Raw genomic sequence first — 17,910 nt, forward strand, 5'->3', positions numbered from 1 at the left:
CGACTTAATAACTTCTTCGGCCGTTATAAATTCTCTCCATCGCTTTAGCCTGAGACGGCCTCTCGAGCAGCTTTAACGACTTGATAGCGACTTTGGCTATCTTGGGGTATAAGTTAAAGCGCCAGTCCTCACCCTTTTTATTCGTCATTTTTTTAATAACTCGTAGAGCGCCTGCTGGATCATAATCGGCAATATAATTCAATAACTCGTCATCAATCCAGACCTCATCTCTCGCTCTTTGTATTAGGAACTTCATTAACATTTTACGAAAGACTCTAAAGCATAAGTCTCCGTAGCCTGCCTGACAAGCTCGGACAAAAACATTAATAAACTCATATCTTCCCAAACGAGATATCTTCTGTGCGATTTGAATCAAGGCGGGTAAAAGCTCTGGGCGCTTTTTAATTTCTGGTAAGTTAAAAACCATAGGAAAAGTCAATTCGTTGACAGGCAGTGGCTTCAACTGAAGCTCCATTTCTTGCTCCAAATTCTCAGGCGATATATTAGCTAATCGTTTACGAAATTCAGAATCCTTTTCTAAGCATGGGACAGTATTATCAAGATCGATTGAACCATCATCGTACCATTCATTTGCTACAACGGTCGGAATCTCGCCAAGTGTAGTTAAAGTAAATCCAGCTTGAGCGATCCAGTTTTTAATATAAATTAAGACATTGTCCTTAAACTCGTCTTCCGAATGATGCGCATATATATTAAAAACTTTAACGCCGCCCGAAGGCATGAGGCCTATTAGTACTCGACCAATCACTTTTCCATCGGATGACTTTCCGTAAATGACTCTTTTGTTAATATCCACAATATTAGTAAAAACAGAAAAATAGTTAAAACTTCCCGGAGACAAACAGGTTTTAAAAATGCCACCCATATTAAGTAGTTCAATAGGGTCGTTAATACACTCAATCGTTATTACCTTTTTAGATTTAGCAGTGTAGTGATGAGAACCAATACCTTTTATCCATACTTCAGAATTAAAACCGTCGTTAGATAATTGCGCAACAAATTGTTTATTCTTCTCATTCTCAAGAAATAATCCATCATTTGATTTTATTCGATGTCGTATTACGTATTTAGCGAGTTGACGGGTATTCGACTTAAATTCAGCAATCGGTAAAAGATAACGAACCATCTGTTCATCATACAACCAACCTGGAACATCACTAGATTCAAGGCCAAGAAAAACATTCCAACTATCACGAAATAAACGATCCAGATTAGTCTGCCACATTTTGAACTGCTCTCTTTCAACACATCGCGATAAATCTTTCTGGATTTTAGCTAAACAAGCTCCATCAGGAGCTGTGTGATTTTTTAACCTTTCTTTAAAGTTATTAATGCGCTTAATTAAATTGGCATGATGTGTATCATTAATCGACTGTAATTGATCTAAGAGAAAATTAATTTCAGTCTCTATGAATTCCTTTGGCCACCAGTGCTGCAATATTATTTTTTTAGCTTTCTTTCTTGCATTTTCACTACAGCCATTAAGCAATGCTAACGTTGAGTGGAGTTCTTTCGGATAAAGGTTAAACCAATCAGCATATGCATTAGTCTCAGCAGCCAGTTCGGGCACCTTCTGATTTTTGTTTACTCGAGTTATAACTCTTAGTTGACTGCTACATTTTCGAACGACCTCAATGGGCTGAGAAAAGATCAGGTCATTAAACAATGAAGTACGACCTATACTTTTAAATGACTTATAGATTAACTCGAGTGTATCTTCTTCGGTATATTCCTCATCCAGCTTTAACCAAATATTAAAAAGTTCCACCGTCTGTAGAACATTAAACCCTTGTTCGAATGCTATCGACAGCGGTATCTTCGATAGACTGTCAATCTTTTCTAGTTCGATGAATTTAAGCGCAAGTAGAAAACTGGTCTCTTGCTCAAAGCCGGTAGCAACTATTTGTGAAACGCCCTCTATCCATTCATCTGATAAACTAACAGACTTTGTCTCAACGATCCTATGTAGCACCTCAAATAAGGTTTTTAACTGTGTTGTTCCGACCTCTTCAAATATTTCATATTCACAGCTCGACCAGTAGCTTCGCTTGTTTTGAGCCCAAGGTGTGATGTATTCCAGTCCTTCAGTTTGATTAACATAGTTTGACAAAGCTTTTGAATAAGACGCGAAGTAGGCAACGGTTTTTTCACTGCATGTAAAGCTCTCTTTGAATCGCAATAGTAACCAAGGTTTAAGGCCATTCGTTTCCTTATACTTAGAAAAAGACTTGAGAACATTAATCAATGCTTTCGTTAACTTAACATTATCACTTATGTCATCAATCGCATCTATCAGCTCTTTAACACTAATATTCCCAGGATAAGAGCCGGAATAAGGCCGTAATTGTCTTTGTAAATCAGTAATCCCCTCTAACTTATTAGGACTGTCGTATTGGATGAAATTGGTAAGTTTATCTGTTAGTTGCTCTACCCAGTACCACCATTCTAGATAGCGAAATATTAGTTGAGATAAATCAATGGCGTTTAATAACTCTAATACTCGTTTCGCTTTACTCTTACTCATCGTTAACAAATTGTTAACGAGTTTTGACAGCGTCTCTTGTGTTGTTTTTTGCGGTTTGACCGGCGCCTTGAACCAATCGCTACTTTGGGCTTTCTTTTTGTAGTTTATCTTTTCAGGCTCATAACGGTATCTAAGAAAGTTTTCTATATAATCATTCCCTTGATTCGTTGCCACATTAAAACCATACGAGTCTATCATCCGGTCGATTAAACTCTTCGAAAGTTTAGCGTCGAATAAATAGAGCTCACACAGCTGACTTACGAGTGTGAGTTCAAAAGAGTCTCTATTAATAACTTCTTCTTGATATTCGATGACAAATTGCATAGCTTCTTGTAACTGATCTTGCTTGATATAGTACATCCAGCTAAATGCAATTCCTGTATCGCATTGTAAAATACTACTCGAGAATTTTCTTGATAGCTTTTGAGCGTATGCAGTATCGAACGCCATGGAAGAAACAACCGGATGAGACTCAGATATTATCTTTTTCGAAAACTCTAAATAGGTTTTGCACCGAGAACTCCATTCAGTAATATCCCCCACTACGCGAGGTAGCGCGCGAGGATAGTCACGAACCAATTCATTAATGGTTCGATGCGCTTTGCTAATTAATTTAGGCGTAACTACAATTCTTTTATTGTTATTGCTTTTAAGTTTGGGACAGCACCAGTAGATGGTTCCATCATCCTTGTACGGAAAGCCATGTAACCAATACAAGTGAGCCCGGATAAGTGTTTTTACCCGAGCTTCTCCTTTGGCCCGACTTTTAATTTTTAAATTTTCTGGTTTCATAAATGTCGTTCATCCCTTAATTTTCTTCTTTAAAATCCATTCCTTTAAATACTCGCACCGCATTACCTCGTTCAATGGAATGATGCATGAGTCGTCGCCGACTTTTTTCAGAAGATTCCTTTTGTTTCATTATTTCCAATCGCTTTTTTTGAATTAAAGCTTTAGCCAACCTCTTATTCGCATGTTGGCTTCTCTCAGATTGAACCTTTACACTTAACCCGCTGGGTATATGCGTCGCTTTCACCGCCGAGTTGGTCTTATTAACATGTTGCCCTCCGGGACCAGAGGCTCGACAGGTCATAAATTCAAATTCATCGTCGGTCAATTCATTTTCCAGTCGTTGCATATCAATTATTAATACGCGTCCTGTAAAGAACCAATTTTTTCGTTTATGGTTATTACGAAAAGGGCTGGGACAAATCCACTTAAAACTCCCTTGCCAGTTCTTAGTCAGTTCATTGACGGCATCGCCCTCAAGCTTATAAAGTAATGACTTATAGGTATCAGATTCTAAGCCTGGTTGCTCTTCTACTAAACTCAGTCTTATATTATTGCTCTCTGCTTCTCGCTGTAATCGTTTCGCCGCAAGCGATACGGCTAAACAACATTCCGCGGGCCCCTGAGCTGCCGATAACAATAAGAGTTTCATCAGCAGCCTCCTTGAGTTTTATAAGTCAATACAGGCTTGAACCTTGCGATGGGTTTTATTAATCGAGCGTTTTCCATCGCCTGAATAACAGAATCTATCGACTTATAGGCTTCGGGTGCTTCCTCATAGATTAGATCTTTGCTTTTACAAATGACTCGACTACCCAGCGCAGTGCGTTCAAGGTCTGACTTTTTGTACCTCTTTGACAGTCGATCTTTACATTCCGAGCGCATCCATTTACGACCAGCGCCATGTGCAAGAGATAACAAGCTTTCTTGACTCTCTTTGGTATGAATCAAAGGCTTAACCAAATATGAGTAATCGCCTCGTGATCCCGGAATCATAACCAGACCTTTATCCGCCGGTGTTGCTCCTTTACGATGAATCCAAATATCACCAAGTTGTGAATCTTGGTACTTAGAAACCAGATTATGATTAACATCTAACAAGCAACGGCCTTGTGACCGCAAACAATTAAGCATTCGCCGTGCTATGAATTCTCGATTCAACTCGGCAAACTTAATGGCTTCTTGATGCTGCTCCATATACTGATTGAATGACTCAGAGCCAACTTCTAATCCTTGGTGACCAAATTGATCGACATGATGTCGCAAAACTCGTTCGCCTAATCCTCTGGAGCCACTATGCACTAAAAGTACTAATGCTTTTTTATCAATTGCTGTTGAGTCGAAAATCTTTTCATGAATCACGGTATCCACTTGCTGCAATTCCGCGAAATGGTTACCACCCCCAATAGTTCCAAGAACCTTATTGTAGTTTACGTTTTGGATTTTCTTTTCAACAAAACGTTGCTCGATGAGTTGATTCCAACTGTCATCTAACGACGTATCGATATTTACTAAACGCTTTTCAAATTTATCCAAATTCACCTTTTGGTTTTTGATATTGGTCGACCACAGTGACATGCCACAACCGATATCATTACCCACAAGAGCAGGATAAATTTTATTACGTGATGTAAATACAGCGCCTATCGGATATCCTCGTCCCGGATGCAAGTCTGGCATGCCGGCGGCTTCGAAGATACCTTCCAGTTCAGCTGTCTTTTTTAATTGTTGGATCGCTTTTCCTTCGATCCAGGTGTCCGAACTCGCCACTAAACGTACGCGCTCGGATAATTTTTGAATGAAATTGCCCATAGCCCAATTCTCTAAAAAATAGGTAAAATATAAATATCTAGAAATTGGCGGGCCTAATTACAGTGAGTAACTAAACCTTAAAAAAGAAGGAGTTACTACTTAGAGACAGACCCGCAAAAGAATTTAGTAAAGCTCATTTTAAATCTCCTTTGCAGTTATGTGATAGTTAATTGGCGCGTAGTCTAATTAGATAAAATTAAAAACGCAATAGTAATTTGAATGTTTTTTCTACAGAGTAAACTTAATCACAAAACTATTCCGTCAGCCGACATTTTCTAAATTTGAAAAATATGATTCGACTAAGTACCAACCTAAAGCTGAGCAATCACTTGCTGGCTAAGTTCAATACCACTTATAGGCAACGATAAACAAAGCGATGTTGTGCCACTTGTTTTCAAGAGCTCGGCCAGCTTTTCTCTGCCTTGAGGTATTAACACTATCGCAGGCAATTGAGACCAGGCCATAGCGACTCGGTATTGCTCGACTAATTTGACCTGTTGCTTATCATTCAAATCTACGGGTAACTCTAGAATAACCAATGCGATATCAGAGTGTTCTTTTAGCATTTTATGGGCTTCTTCAGGAGACTGTGCATTAAATATATCAAACCAGGCATTGGATAGTTGATGATACATATGGTTTTCCAAATTATCCGAAATAATTAGTACACCTAGCTGCGATTTAACATTATTCTTCCATAAACTATTAACTTCTACCGAACTGGGAGCATCACCTTGATAATATTCTGCACACTCACTCCAAAACTTAAAACCTAAAATACGAGCAGCTTCAAATACGGTAGTTTCTCCTGAAATAATTTGCTTAGAAGCGGCAACGGAAATCGGCATCATGTTGTTACCTACCGCATTACGTAAACTTGAAATATCCTTTTGTCCCGTTGAGATTAACTGCGCGAGTTCATGATTATTCTCAAATACTTCTAAAATGGGAGCTCGGCCACTAAAACCTGTAAATTTACAATTTAAGCAGCCTTTGGCACGGAATGACGGTTTTACATGAGTTGTTCTAAAGAATAAAGATTCTTCAAATGAGAGAGGTTCTTCGACAGGTACTCGACATTTGACACACAGTTTTCGCAAAAGTCTTTGCGAAACCACACCTTTAAAGGCATCGGCCAAAACCGCTGAGCTCACCCCTAAATCGAGCATTCTGGGAATGCAAGTGATAGCATCGTTTGTGTGAAGCGTTGCTAACACCAAATGCCCCGTTAATGCCGCTTGCATCGCAATTTTTGCTGTTTCTTTATCTCTAATTTCTCCAATCAAAATAACTTCAGGATCTTGACGTAATATAGAACGAAGAGCTTCCGCAAAAGTTAATCCTGTTTTAAAGTTAACTTGTGTTTGTGATATGCCCGGAATTTCATATTCGACGGGATTTTCTACAGTAATGATACTAATATCTTCTCGGTTTATTTCGGATAATAACGTGTATAATGTTGTCGTTTTACCTGAGCCTGTCGGTCCCGTTACTAATACCAAACCCGAAGATTCAGAAACAAATCCTTGCAATGCATGAAGGTCGTGTAATGATAGGCCTAAGCCATTTATGCTATAGACACGTCCTTGATCGAGAAAACGAATCACCAAACGTTGACCATCTTTAACAGGAAGTAACGATAACCTTAAGTTAAAATTTCTATTATCAAGCGAGACGGTCATTTGACCATCTTGCGTAATCATTTCGTTAGTTGGATCCATCCCCGACTTGGATTTGAAATAGCGGATGATATCCTCAGCAACCAGATAAGGTAATGCTAATACTCGATGAAGAACACCATCGACGCGAAACCTTACGACGTAAGTTCCCGATAATGGCTGAAGATGAAGGTCTGATGCATTTTGATACATCGCTTTTACTAGAATTTGACGCGCTAGTGTCGGAATTTCTCGCGACTCGACTGTTCCAATATTTAACAATTGGCCATCTTTATCCAGCCACAACTTTCCTAACGGTTGTAATTTTGTTCTAAAGCTTTCAGAATAAAATCGAGCAATGTGTAGTTCAATTTGCTCGGGTGGTGCAACTCGAATCTCAACGTTTTTTGAGACACTAAATTTAAGCTGCGCTTCAAGCTCTTTATTAAAAGGGTTTGATGTAACAAAAACTACCGATTCTTTATCAGATAATATTGGTATGACTAGGTTAGTTAAAGCAAATTTGTGTGGAATTTTTGACAAGTAGTCTTTGTCAATATCCTCGATATTTTCCATTACTTTTAATTGAAGATGACCTCCAATTATTTGTGCCAGAGAACTTGACGTTTCATGCAATTGTTCAGCCAAGGCTTTCCATAACTCAGACAGTGAAAGGCCGCTAAGATCTGACGAGTCATTCAAAAACTCAGAATGATATTTTTTTACATACTCGAAAAAACCTTCATACTGGCAAGAGTTGGTTATTACCATCAATTTACCTTTCAGTTTAAAGCGATTATTATCTTTATACTATACTTTACTACAACGAATCTAATTTGCGATTAAAACATGAAATTACGCGGATTTACCTTACTTGAACTAATGATGATCATAGCAATCATCGGTGTGTTAGCAGCGATAGCTTTACCTAACTATAAAGATTATTTGCTTAAGGCTGAGCTTGTTGATATAGAAATGAGAATTGGTGCTTTAAGACAATCAGCGGCCATTGCAAATACAACTCACTCAGAATATCTCATATCTTTTAATTCACAACCCAATGAATTTCCAGAAAAGCTTAAATCCGTATTACAGCCGATTCAAATGACTTATTCGGATATTACCATGCAACTAATCCATACAGACAAAACGATCATGCCCTTTACCGGAGGAATTGATCGTCCCTATTTATTGTTGGTTGCTCAAAACGAGATTGGTGCAAAAAAACTGACATTTTTGAGTGAAATGCTACCGCAGAGTATTTGGGGTTGGTGGTTACCATCTATTGGTTTAGCTGTTTCACTGGTCGATAACGTTGATTTATCGGTACAGACACCAACACCAACACCAACACCAACACCAACACCAACACCAACACCAACACCAACACCAACACCAACACCAACAGACTTACCGAATGTAGGAACAAGCACAAATAGACCAGAAGAAAGCACATCAAATATTAATCAAGATCATTCGGTAAATGGAAACAATGAAAATCACGGAAACCATGGAAATCACGGGAACCATGGAAATCCAAATAATCCACCGCATTCGAATCAGCACAATCAACAAACTGATAATAACGATGACTGCATACATCCAGGTATTGGCTACGCGTACGGTCGTTGCAATAAACATGGTTAAATAATTATGAATGAATCTAATATAACTGACCAGATAGCAGCAGCAAAAGAGGTTAGTGAAGATGCACGAAAAAAAATTCAGAGCAAATCAAAGAAGCTTCAATGGCCAGTCTGGTTAAATTTCGTATTGGCTATAACTTTGATAATAATAATTGGCGAGTATTTTTCTCTAAGAGACAAAAAAATACATGAAAACATTCAAAAATCTTCTGTAGAAATTCTAATAGAAGCAGATGCCGAGATTTGGCAGTATTTTCAAGAATATAATCGATTACCCACTAAGATACCCGATTCTAATCTTTCTATTTTCGTCAGCTATGAAATTATTGGACCAGTTGAATATCAACTTTCTACGGATTTTTTCGAGCATAAGAAAGTAACTTTAAATCGTGATATTCGAAAAATATTAGACCCTTACTCTATCGACGCTTCCATACACTAAAGGTAAGTCAAATGTTAATGGGGTCATTTGTTTCAATAAGCAAAAATTCCTTTTTATTTGCACATTTGTTTGTAATGATTAGTTAAGTCGACTCTAATTTTCCATCAACACCCTATGCGTTTTACCATAAAATATAAGCTCTTCTCTGCGATGATTTTAGCAAACCTTGTCGTTATCGCAGCGATTTACTTTCTGAGCAATTGGTCCTTAAGCGCTAGCTTTAAAGAATACCTGGATGCTAATAGAGCACAAACTTTGGGCCCTCTCATTCAAGCCTTATCGCAAAATTATCAGCGAGAAGAAGGATGGCAGTGGCTTAATCGAAATAATCACGATGCATGGCGTGATTTAGTGGATACGTATTATTTATCAAAGAATACTCGACAACCGAGAAACAATCATAGAGTCCCAAGACCACAAGCACATGATCGACCCTTTCGTGGTGACCGACGCCCACCGCCGCCCACACCACCACCCACACCACCGAAATTAGCCGACATGTTATCGCCTCGCTTACTACTCGCCGATAAAAACAAACGACTTTTGATTGGTCGACAGACACCTGACACCGAAATTGTCTGGTTAGAAATTATGAGAGATGATCAAATCATCGGATTCCTTGGCTACCATGCGACCAATGAAATTACTGATGAACTCGATCGCTTATTCATCGATAAATTAAAACTCAACTTTTTATGGTCTCTACTTATCATTATTGCGATCTCTGGACTCGTCACATTTTTCTTAAGTCGTATTCTAGTTCAACCGATTATTACGTTAAGACGTCTCGTTCATAAATTAGGAAAAGGCGATTTTTCAGAAGAAATAAAAGTCCATCAAAAGGATGAGCTGGGAGAATTAAGTGATGACATCAATAGAATGGCAAAATCGCTCGATAAAAACCTCAATGCTCGTCAGCAATGGGTTGCTGACATTTCACACGAACTAAGGACACCGGTTTCTATTTTGCAAGGGGAATTAGAAGCTTTATTAGATGGCGTTCGCCCTCTTTCATCTCAAGCGATTGTATCGCTTCACCAAGAAGTTAAAAGGCTTAATCACCTGATTAATGATTTACATGAGTTATCTATGTCTGATATCGGAGCACTTAACTACCGGTTCGAAGAAACTAACCTCATCAACATAGTTGATGAGGTCATATCTTCTCAAAAAAACCGACTCTCGAAAAAATTAATCATCGAGCATTTCAAACCCGATAAGCCCACTATAATTAAAGGTGATGAACAAAGGCTAACTCAGTTATTCTTAAACTTGTTAAACAACAGCTTATCGTACTGTAATCACCCAGGAAAAGTTGAAATAAAATACTCAATAGATAATAGTAATATTTGCATAACCTGGTCAGATTCATCCCCCGGAGTCACAGAAAATCAACTGGAAAAACTCTTTGAGCGACTCTATCGAATCGATGAGTCAAGAAATAGAAATACAGGAGGTTCTGGCTTAGGTTTATCCATTGTTCGGAATATTGTGGAAGCGCATGGTGGTAGTATTGAAGCGACACACTCATCACTCGGCGGCGTTTCATTTAAAATAAATTTACCGTTATAAAAAACATTCAGGTTAAGCCAATGTTAAATGCAAACTCGAAAACTAATATTCTGATTGTAGAAGACGAAGAAAAAATCGCCCGATTATTGGCGGATTACCTGAATCAAGATGGCTTTAAAACCTGTCAACTTTATCGTGGCGATCAAGTCATTGATACTCTCTCCAAGTCATCTTTTGACTTAGTTTTGCTTGATATAATGCTGCCGGGATTAGATGGGTTACAAGTATGTAAACGCATTCGAGAAACGTCCAATATCCCAATAATTATGATCACTGCACGAATAGAAGAAATAGATCGTCTGTTAGGACTCGAATTAGGAGCTGATGATTATATCTGCAAGCCTTTTAGTCCAAGAGAAGTGGTCGCGCGCGTCAAAGCAGTATTGCGCCGGTTCAATCTTGAAAGTAATACCTCCGACAAAACAGCAGATCATGACAACTTGACTTTAGATGAGCAAAGATTTCGAGTCGAAAGAAACGGAGCGGCTTGTGAATTAACGAAGGTGGAGTTTTTTTTAATAAAGACACTGCTATCGAATCCTGGACTTATCTACTCTCGCAATCAACTTATGGACATTATCTATGACGACGGTCACTCTGTCAGTGACCGCACTATTGATAGCCATATAAAAAAGCTAAGAAAGAAATTATTAACACTTGGGTTTGAAGAAAACTGCATACATTCGGTCTATGGCGTGGGTTACAAATACGAATAGACGTCTAGCTTCATCAAAATTTATAACCCTGAAAATAAAACAAATCTGCAGACAACTATATTGCTGAATTGTTTTTACATTTCCTGAAGAATTATTATTCATCACTTAAGGTGTTTAAAAATGCAATCAGGTCAGCAATATCGCGGTCGGACAATTCAAGCTCGCCGATATTCCCACCATTATCAACATTCCGATTCACTTCTGGCGGTTCACCAAAATCAGTATCACGCGTGTTGTAAAAGTCGACTACCTCTTCCAATGTGTTGAAGACTCCATTATGCATATAAGGCGCAGTATTCGCGATATTACGTAAATTTGGTACACGAAATCGGCCGTCATCACGGGGATTATTGGTTATCTCCCCCAACCCTAAATCCAGAAAGGAAGGATCTTCTAATAATGCCGGTAACATCGAATTTTTTGGAACGCCAATATTATGATATTCAAAATTTGAAAATACTTGCAGTCCGCCATCTTCGTTGGAATGGCAAGTGTCGCATTGCGCGCGACCGAAAAATAAATCATGTCCTCGATCTTCTTCATCAGTGAAAGTATCATTACCAGCCAATACCCGATCAAACTTTGAGGTAGCAGGACTAAAAATTTCAGTCCTTTCAAACGCTGCTATCGCATCCGCAATATAGTCATACGCTCGCTCTGTATCTTGAAGTACGTTGTTTCCAAATAAGGCTTCAAAGTCACTGGCGTATTCCGTAAAAACTAACTTGTCGATCACCGCTTGTTCACTGGCATTACCCATCTCAATGGGATTTAAGAAGGGGCCTTTTGCTTGCTCTTCGAGAGAGACGGCACGACCATCCCAAAATAGACCGCCAACAGTAATTTCAATCTCATCACCATTCGGCAATTGACGAGTTTCCAGATGCCGGTCTGGGATATGTGCTGCGTAACTCGCCGTTGGGGAATTACGGGTGCCAAAACTCATTCCATCCGCTCCCAGTGAGGTGGGATTTGAATCATTAGGGTCATCAAACCCAGAATCAGGACTATGACAACTGGCACATGATTGTCCGGGAGGAGTCGATAAACTAGTGTCGTTAAAAATTTTCGAACCTATTTCTACTAACTGCGCCGTGGGGACTTCTGTGCCATCACTTAAAATAGTCATTTCAACTGGCTCATCAGGAATGTCTGGATCGTCCGATATATCAGATGTATCAGAATCACTGCTTGAACCACAAGCGAACAACAAACCACTAACAACGAAAATACCGCAATATTTTAATAAGTGATATCGCATACCAGCCCCTTAACCACAAAATTTTTAACCTGCCACTTCAAGATAAGTGAGTACGAGACCAGAGTATGGGTTTAGCGTGCAAACAATAGGGAAGAAATGTGAAAATAATAAGGATTTCAATAGCAATCAAAGTCGCCACAACACGAGCTTATATGCACCGAAATAACCACGATGAGCTACTATTAAGGTACTTGAAAGTTTTTCCTCGTCTTTATAAATGGCAATTAAGTATATGTTTTTCAACAAGTTACTTAGATCAATACCATTAACCTTAATGTATACGACGGTATTAGTCGGTTTCTCATTGAGCTTAATCAGCTATGCCTCGCCGCCGAACAACAAAGGAAATACTCAAAACGAGGATATTGAGAGTAAAGCGGATAAAGCACTGTTCGAACTGAGCTTGGCGGAATTAATGGCAGTACGCCTATCAGGACAACCTCAAGGGTATGGCATTTTTCAGTCCAATGTAAATCAAGTGTCCGATCGCTCAATCAACCTAGGTATTGTGGTTCCCTTGAAAAAATTTCCCTACTCTTCAGCATCCGTTTTAGCCGCTGCCGATCTTGCGGTTAATGATATTAACTCGAATGGTGGAGTTGCCGGTAAACCACTGGCGTTAATTCGCGCCGATGATGAGCATCTTCCTTCATTGGCAATCAAACTCACAAAGCAACTGATCGATGAGCATCAAATTTTTGGCATTATTGGCCCTATGACTTCACAAAGCACGCTGGATGTCCTCAGTAATGTGTCAATACCAAGCCATACTCCATTGATTACTTTCAGAGCCTCTGCCAGCCACTTGAACAAAGTCAGTAAGAATCAACTTTTCTATCGCTTAACACCAGACAACAATCGACAAGTAGATCTGATATTCGAAGAACTAAATTCTAAAGATTTACTCGAAAAAGTGGTATTTATCGGAACGAAAGATGTTTACGGTCAAGAAATCCTTAGCGGCATAGAAGAGAAGTTAAAACAAAATAATAAAGCGCTCTCGCATAAGTTGGAATTAAATACATTAGTCGATCTCAACCTTTATAATATGAAAGATCAAATACGCCTAATTGAACGTCTAAAACCAACCGCCATCATAATTGCTACCCGACCTGACTTTTCAGATATTGTTTTAAAAAAGCTCGAAACCTATTGGACATCCCAAATACCGCTTATCCTGATGGGTGACATTATCAATAGAAAATACGCAAAAGAAAAAGGCGTTGGCGACATAAAGCAATGCGTTAAATATATTGTTGCCAAACAGTCCGATGAAGCTACATCATTGCTACAAAGTAAAATTAAAAGAATATTTGACGTAACCGTTTCCGGAAATGATACAGGGTACGCCTACGATTCAGTGATGCTATTTGCTATGGCAAAAATGATTTCAACCTATCGCAACATCAGCTTTGAGAGCGCTATGGAAAGCATTACGCGAGAAGGACACATCATTAATTACCGAGATTATCGAAATATAATTGAGCTGTACGATAAGTATGGCAAACTCAGTTATCATGGTACCAGTGGTAAAGTTTCTTTTGATGAGTCAGGTGAAAATCTCGCTGCTAATTTATCTTGGGATTTACTATCGGATCAAACGACAGAGAGCTCGCTATGTAAGCTATAATTTCAAATTGACGTCTCCACATGCACTTCAATTCGACCTGACTAACTATAAGTAAGTTGTTAAATTTCTTTAGAGTCAATTCACTTAAAAATGATTGTCAGGTGTAACACGACATCAAGCTGACAATCATTAAATCAACCTCAATTTAGTTAATTGCTTTTAATTGTTCCTTAGATTCATCAAAAGATTGCTGACAGGCTTCAATATTTTTAACTCGATAAGCATTAATGCAATCATCCTGCGCCTGTCTAAGCCATCCAATATTCGTTTGGATTTTAGAACGACTTAGCGCTGCTGCAGCTTGTCCAGCCACAGGCACTTCAGCAAAGGATTGAAAAACATTAAGTAAACTGTATTGATGAATGAGTAACGTATTTATTTCATCGCTTAGAACCAACCAATCCTTAATATTCTCGGGTGTAACAACTGCAAACTCTTGATGGCCCGTTTCTCCGTAACGGCTACTCTCAAAATAGGTCACACTTAAATTATCGTCATTTGATAACCACTGAGCATATCCATCGTCTCGTAATAGATAACTCATAATTGCATCACTAGCTTGGTCACAAACGGCAATGCTTTGAGAGCTGTCAGAACCACAATGTAGTTCATCACTGCCACCCAATTGCTCAACAATAAATGGAGGTAACGTATTCGATGACAAGGCTTTTACGGTGTAGCGAGCATTTTTAGCGTAATCATAGAACTCTTCAGTTCGTGTACTTTCTGTTTTAAAAAACAGTACTCTTACACGAATCTTTCGTACGAATTTTCTATACTCTTCTTTATCATCAAACACTAATTGACTGGTTAAATAAATATCGTTGCCCAATTGAACATGATCAACATACTCATCTCCACAAACAGAAAATATCGACTGAGATGACTGACCAATCAAAGATTGTCCTATCGAAGAATACTCTCGATTTTCCAAGCGATAAGTACTGCCATGATAGTTAATTCGTAAAACAACACTAATGGTATTACTGTTTTCTACCATCCTTGTGTGCAATTGAACAGAAGCGCCACCACCGAACAATCCTAAGTTAACATCACCACTTATTTTTCCGTCAATTTCTCGAATAGAACTCGAGACGCTTTGCTTATTTTGAAAGCCTAGAGAAAGTTTGTCGTTATTATAACGGATCCAATCACCACGCAAACAAGGCTCTTTAATCACTCCACTCAAGCTTTCGATTCCATACCCCAACCATTCAACTTGTGCATTAATCGATTGGAACGTTGTTGCCAAGCTGAAGCTCGTATACAAGGATATCAACGAACCACAAAACCAATATTTTACAAACTGTCGCATGATTATCGTTCCTGGATGGGCCGAACATTAACTAAATGTCAACGTTCGGCTTAGATTTAAAAAACAACCAGATAGTTCTATCGACTGAATTTTCCAACACAGCGAACAGGATACGATTGCTCTATATGTCCCCACATACCGGTTAAAATATAAGGCTTACTTGTAAAGTCAAGCCGGTTTAATTGTGGCGATGCCATCCAAAAATAGGCTGAGTTATTGTCAATAAACTGATTGGGGTTATTCCCGTCAGAACTTGTAATGTATCCGTAGGGTAAAATGTTCATACTCCAAGCATTTTTTCCACCTAGTAGATGAGAGCGTGCATAAATGGCACTTCCATCGGCTTCATTATTCATTTCTGCCCGCAAGCGAATGTTCATATTGATGCCATCTGGGGTTGTTGGCAAACTCCAAAACATTCCAGTAATGGCTTCATACTTCTCACTGTAAGCTTCGCACGCCTTTTCAGATTCAACTTGGTTATAAAGACGCCCTTTCGCACGACACATTGCAGTTGTATTTCGAGTTAAATTCCCTTCTGAGTCGACACACCAACCGATATCATTACCATTAATATCTTTAGCCACATTAAGATTTTGAGCGGTATAGAACCAAGGTGTTGTATCGCTATGCGTGTACATCTGATAATCTTCATTAAATAATTCCAACTCCTCATTCAACATCGGAACCGTTATCGTACGGTCTAAGAAGAAGTACAAGTCGGATGCACTCTTGCCAAATTGCGTGCGCCAAAATGCCATGCTAACAGCAGCTTCGGGTTCATCATTTTTTTCAGTTTCCCATTCTGTAATGTAGTGAAAGTGACCGTCGACTCGTTTAGCTCTTAAAACCACTTCTGTTTTGTAAAGCTCCTCTTCGCCATACTTTTTATCTCGTGCAATTTCCCATCCATTCTCCGTGTAGACCCAAAGTTTGTAGCTTCCATTAATAGGAGACCGAATACCGACTGGATTTGCCATTGCTAATTTCTTGGAGCTTTTTGTTAAAAACCGTCCTTTTCGAGTCTCATTAAAGAAGCCACTGAATTGAAATCCCCAGCCATTCGTTGTAACTTTTCCTGTAGCACTGTCATGATTCCAATAATCCGTACCACTGTTTTCGGCACCGATTAACATATACGAAGCATCACGTCCACTTTGCATCTTTATTGGGTAACTGTAAGTATTAAGCGCTAACTCTAGCTCATCACTTCCTCCGAGATCTAAAACCTTTTGTGAATAAGTGGTTAAGCAAGCTCTTCCATTACCAGCATTATCACAGTTTTCTTCCAAATAATTCGAACAATCGTTGTTATAGATATTCTTCTCACAATAATCAGCAAGATCTTTCAAAGTATCGGCATTTTTTTGTGCTGCCTCAGTAATAAAGCGAAGAGACTGACGTTGATAACTATTTAAGTAACTGGACGATCGAGAAAGCAAACTGGTTGCTCGACTTTTATTTTGCATCTCTTCGGCATAGTCTCGTTGCAGATCTCGGATAATTCCAGAGTTATCATTCACATCATAACTACGACGCCCTAATTGATGTACGTTACTCGCTGTACCAAAATAACGCTGTGTTTTGTAACCAACCACATTGGAGTTACTTGGCGTTAAAATCATTTTACTGAAGCCATCATCTTCGAATTCAGATCCTTCTAAACTTCGAGCGTATTTAATAACGTTTTCAAATAATGTTCGACATGTTTCAAAGTTTAGCGCGCTGCACTGAACGAAATTGTCTGGAATCGCTTTCAGTAACGCTAATGGATCACCACCAAATTGGTGCGCGCGCACGGTAATATTAATAGACGCTTTCTGTTTATCATCTAAATAATCAAGCTCACCGCTGACTTCACCTAAAGAAAAATCGACATCCAATGCGCCCTCAAAAGCCAATTTATCTGAAGCACTCACATACTCTGCTTTCATCGATACAAACAATAGCGCCGAGCGTTCAATTTCTCGGACAAACTCATCGCCGGCACGCTCTAGCAGTTGTGAATCACTAAGATTTTCCGTATTCAAAACAGCTTGACCTTGAGGGCTCAATACAACATCACTATCACCAGGATTTCTTAAAAGAATCTTAGATTTCGCATGGTGTCGCGCCATAAACACCCAGTTACTAGAAAATTCGTCCGCCGACGACTCTAAAGCAACTTCCGCACCGGCATCTACCGAAGCCACGGGAAAGTTTAAGTCCGCGGTCACCGAACCATTAATAACACTCGCGATCTGCTGATAGTTTTGATTGGTTTCAAAAAAGAAATCGGTTCCCTCAGCACCCACAACTTCCGAGGACTGACCTTGCACCGTTTTATAATTCAAAAACTCACCCGTCACACTGTTGTAGGCCGTTCCCAATGGAATGTAATCATTATCACCAGCTATAACTGTAGTTGCCTGACTCGAAAAACTCATTAAGCACGCTAGCGCACCACCAACCCACTTTGCACATTTTGTTTTATACATCATAATTTTTTCCTATAACCATTCGTTACTCTTACCGAAGTACTTAA

The 17,910-nt window shown here is 39.0% G+C and carries 12 protein-coding genes; 5 read left to right on the forward strand and 7 right to left on the reverse strand.

What is annotated here, in order from left to right:
* Positions 1 to 4: 4 nt before the first annotated feature.
* The 4 genes from FAX86_RS01375 to FAX86_RS01390 form a co-directional block, all read right to left on the reverse strand.
* Positions 5 to 3,337, reverse strand: coding sequence for a hypothetical protein (locus FAX86_RS01375; RefSeq protein ID WP_144391541.1), 3,333 nt, complete (start codon positions 3,335 to 3,337; stop codon positions 5 to 7).
* A 16-nt stretch (positions 3,338 to 3,353) separates the two neighbouring features.
* Complete coding sequence (prfH, locus tag FAX86_RS01380; protein WP_144391542.1) at positions 3,354 to 3,986, reverse strand: peptide chain release factor H; 633 nt, start codon at positions 3,984 to 3,986, stop codon at positions 3,354 to 3,356.
* The gene (locus FAX86_RS01385) at positions 3,986 to 5,146 is read right to left on the reverse strand and encodes an RNA ligase RtcB family protein (protein ID WP_144391543.1); all 1,161 of its coding nucleotides are present in this window, start codon (positions 5,144 to 5,146) and stop codon (positions 3,986 to 3,988) included. Before FAX86_RS01385 ends, prfH begins: the two co-directional genes overlap by 1 nt.
* Positions 5,147 to 5,457: 311 nt before the next feature.
* Complete coding sequence (locus FAX86_RS01390) at positions 5,458 to 7,575, reverse strand: ATPase, T2SS/T4P/T4SS family (protein WP_144391544.1); 2,118 nt, start codon at positions 7,573 to 7,575, stop codon at positions 5,458 to 5,460.
* A gap of 78 nt (positions 7,576 to 7,653) precedes the next feature.
* Between FAX86_RS01390 and FAX86_RS22710 the strand changes: the two genes are divergently transcribed.
* The 4 genes from FAX86_RS22710 to FAX86_RS01410 all read left to right on the forward strand — a co-directional run bounded on the left by FAX86_RS22710 (position 7,654) and on the right by FAX86_RS01410 (position 11,180).
* Complete coding sequence (locus FAX86_RS22710; protein WP_144391545.1) at positions 7,654 to 8,451, forward strand: type IV pilin protein; 798 nt, start codon at positions 7,654 to 7,656, stop codon at positions 8,449 to 8,451.
* Positions 8,452 to 8,457: 6 nt separating this feature from the next.
* Complete coding sequence (locus FAX86_RS01400) at positions 8,458 to 8,892, forward strand: hypothetical protein (RefSeq protein WP_144391546.1); 435 nt, start codon at positions 8,458 to 8,460, stop codon at positions 8,890 to 8,892.
* Between the two features lie 150 nt (positions 8,893 to 9,042).
* A complete protein-coding gene (locus FAX86_RS01405) occupies positions 9,043 to 10,464 on the forward strand; it encodes an ATP-binding protein (protein WP_164503414.1) in 1,422 nt (473 codons plus the stop codon).
* A 20-nt stretch (positions 10,465 to 10,484) separates the two neighbouring features.
* Positions 10,485 to 11,180, forward strand: a complete 696-nt coding sequence (locus tag FAX86_RS01410) for a response regulator (protein ID WP_144391548.1) — start codon at positions 10,485 to 10,487, stop codon at positions 11,178 to 11,180.
* Between the two features lie 94 nt (positions 11,181 to 11,274).
* Here FAX86_RS01410 and FAX86_RS01415 read toward each other — a convergent pair whose 3' ends face one another.
* Positions 11,275 to 12,441, reverse strand: a complete 1,167-nt coding sequence (locus tag FAX86_RS01415) for a cytochrome-c peroxidase (protein ID WP_144391549.1) — start codon at positions 12,439 to 12,441, stop codon at positions 11,275 to 11,277.
* Between the two features lie 304 nt (positions 12,442 to 12,745).
* On the opposite strand from FAX86_RS01415, the gene FAX86_RS01420 reads away from it, so the two are divergent.
* Positions 12,746 to 14,071, forward strand: coding sequence for an ABC transporter substrate-binding protein (locus tag FAX86_RS01420; RefSeq protein ID WP_164503415.1), 1,326 nt, complete (start codon positions 12,746 to 12,748; stop codon positions 14,069 to 14,071).
* A gap of 145 nt (positions 14,072 to 14,216) precedes the next feature.
* On the opposite strand, the gene FAX86_RS01425 is transcribed toward FAX86_RS01420, so the two are convergent.
* Together FAX86_RS01425 and FAX86_RS01430 are read right to left on the reverse strand one after the other, a co-directional pair.
* Positions 14,217 to 15,386, reverse strand: coding sequence for a hypothetical protein (locus tag FAX86_RS01425; protein WP_144391551.1), 1,170 nt, complete (start codon positions 15,384 to 15,386; stop codon positions 14,217 to 14,219).
* 77 nt (positions 15,387 to 15,463) lie between these two features.
* Positions 15,464 to 17,866 (reverse strand): hypothetical protein, encoded by a 2,403-nt coding sequence (locus FAX86_RS01430; RefSeq protein WP_144391552.1) that lies wholly within the window; start codon positions 17,864 to 17,866, stop codon positions 15,464 to 15,466.
* Positions 17,867 to 17,910: the final 44 nt, after the last annotated feature.

Source organism: Pleionea sediminis (assembly GCF_007570825.1).
In the GTDB taxonomy this organism is placed as follows: domain Bacteria; phylum Pseudomonadota; class Gammaproteobacteria; order Enterobacterales; family Kangiellaceae; genus Pleionea; species Pleionea sediminis.

Bases quoted from the DNA above. Each gene is read 5' to 3' on its own strand.
- FAX86_RS01375 (WP_144391541.1), bottom strand. From the start codon at position 3,337: ATGAAACCAGAAAATTTAAAAATTAAAAGTCGGGCCAAAGGAGAAGCT.
- prfH (WP_144391542.1), bottom strand. From the start codon at position 3,986: ATGAAACTCTTATTGTTATCGGCAGCTCAGGGGCCCGCGGAATGTTGT.
- FAX86_RS01385 (WP_144391543.1), bottom strand. From the start codon at position 5,146: ATGGGCAATTTCATTCAAAAATTATCCGAGCGCGTACGTTTAGTGGCG.
- FAX86_RS01390 (WP_144391544.1), bottom strand. From the start codon at position 7,575: ATGGTAATAACCAACTCTTGCCAGTATGAAGGTTTTTTCGAGTATGTA.
- FAX86_RS22710 (WP_144391545.1), top strand. From the start codon at position 7,654: ATGAAATTACGCGGATTTACCTTACTTGAACTAATGATGATCATAGCA.
- FAX86_RS01400 (WP_144391546.1), top strand. From the start codon at position 8,458: ATGAATGAATCTAATATAACTGACCAGATAGCAGCAGCAAAAGAGGTT.
- FAX86_RS01405 (WP_164503414.1), top strand. From the start codon at position 9,043: ATGATTTTAGCAAACCTTGTCGTTATCGCAGCGATTTACTTTCTGAGC.
- FAX86_RS01410 (WP_144391548.1), top strand. From the start codon at position 10,485: ATGTTAAATGCAAACTCGAAAACTAATATTCTGATTGTAGAAGACGAA.
- FAX86_RS01415 (WP_144391549.1), bottom strand. From the start codon at position 12,441: ATGCGATATCACTTATTAAAATATTGCGGTATTTTCGTTGTTAGTGGT.
- FAX86_RS01425 (WP_144391551.1), bottom strand. From the start codon at position 15,386: ATGCGACAGTTTGTAAAATATTGGTTTTGTGGTTCGTTGATATCCTTG.
- FAX86_RS01430 (WP_144391552.1), bottom strand. From the start codon at position 17,866: ATGATGTATAAAACAAAATGTGCAAAGTGGGTTGGTGGTGCGCTAGCG.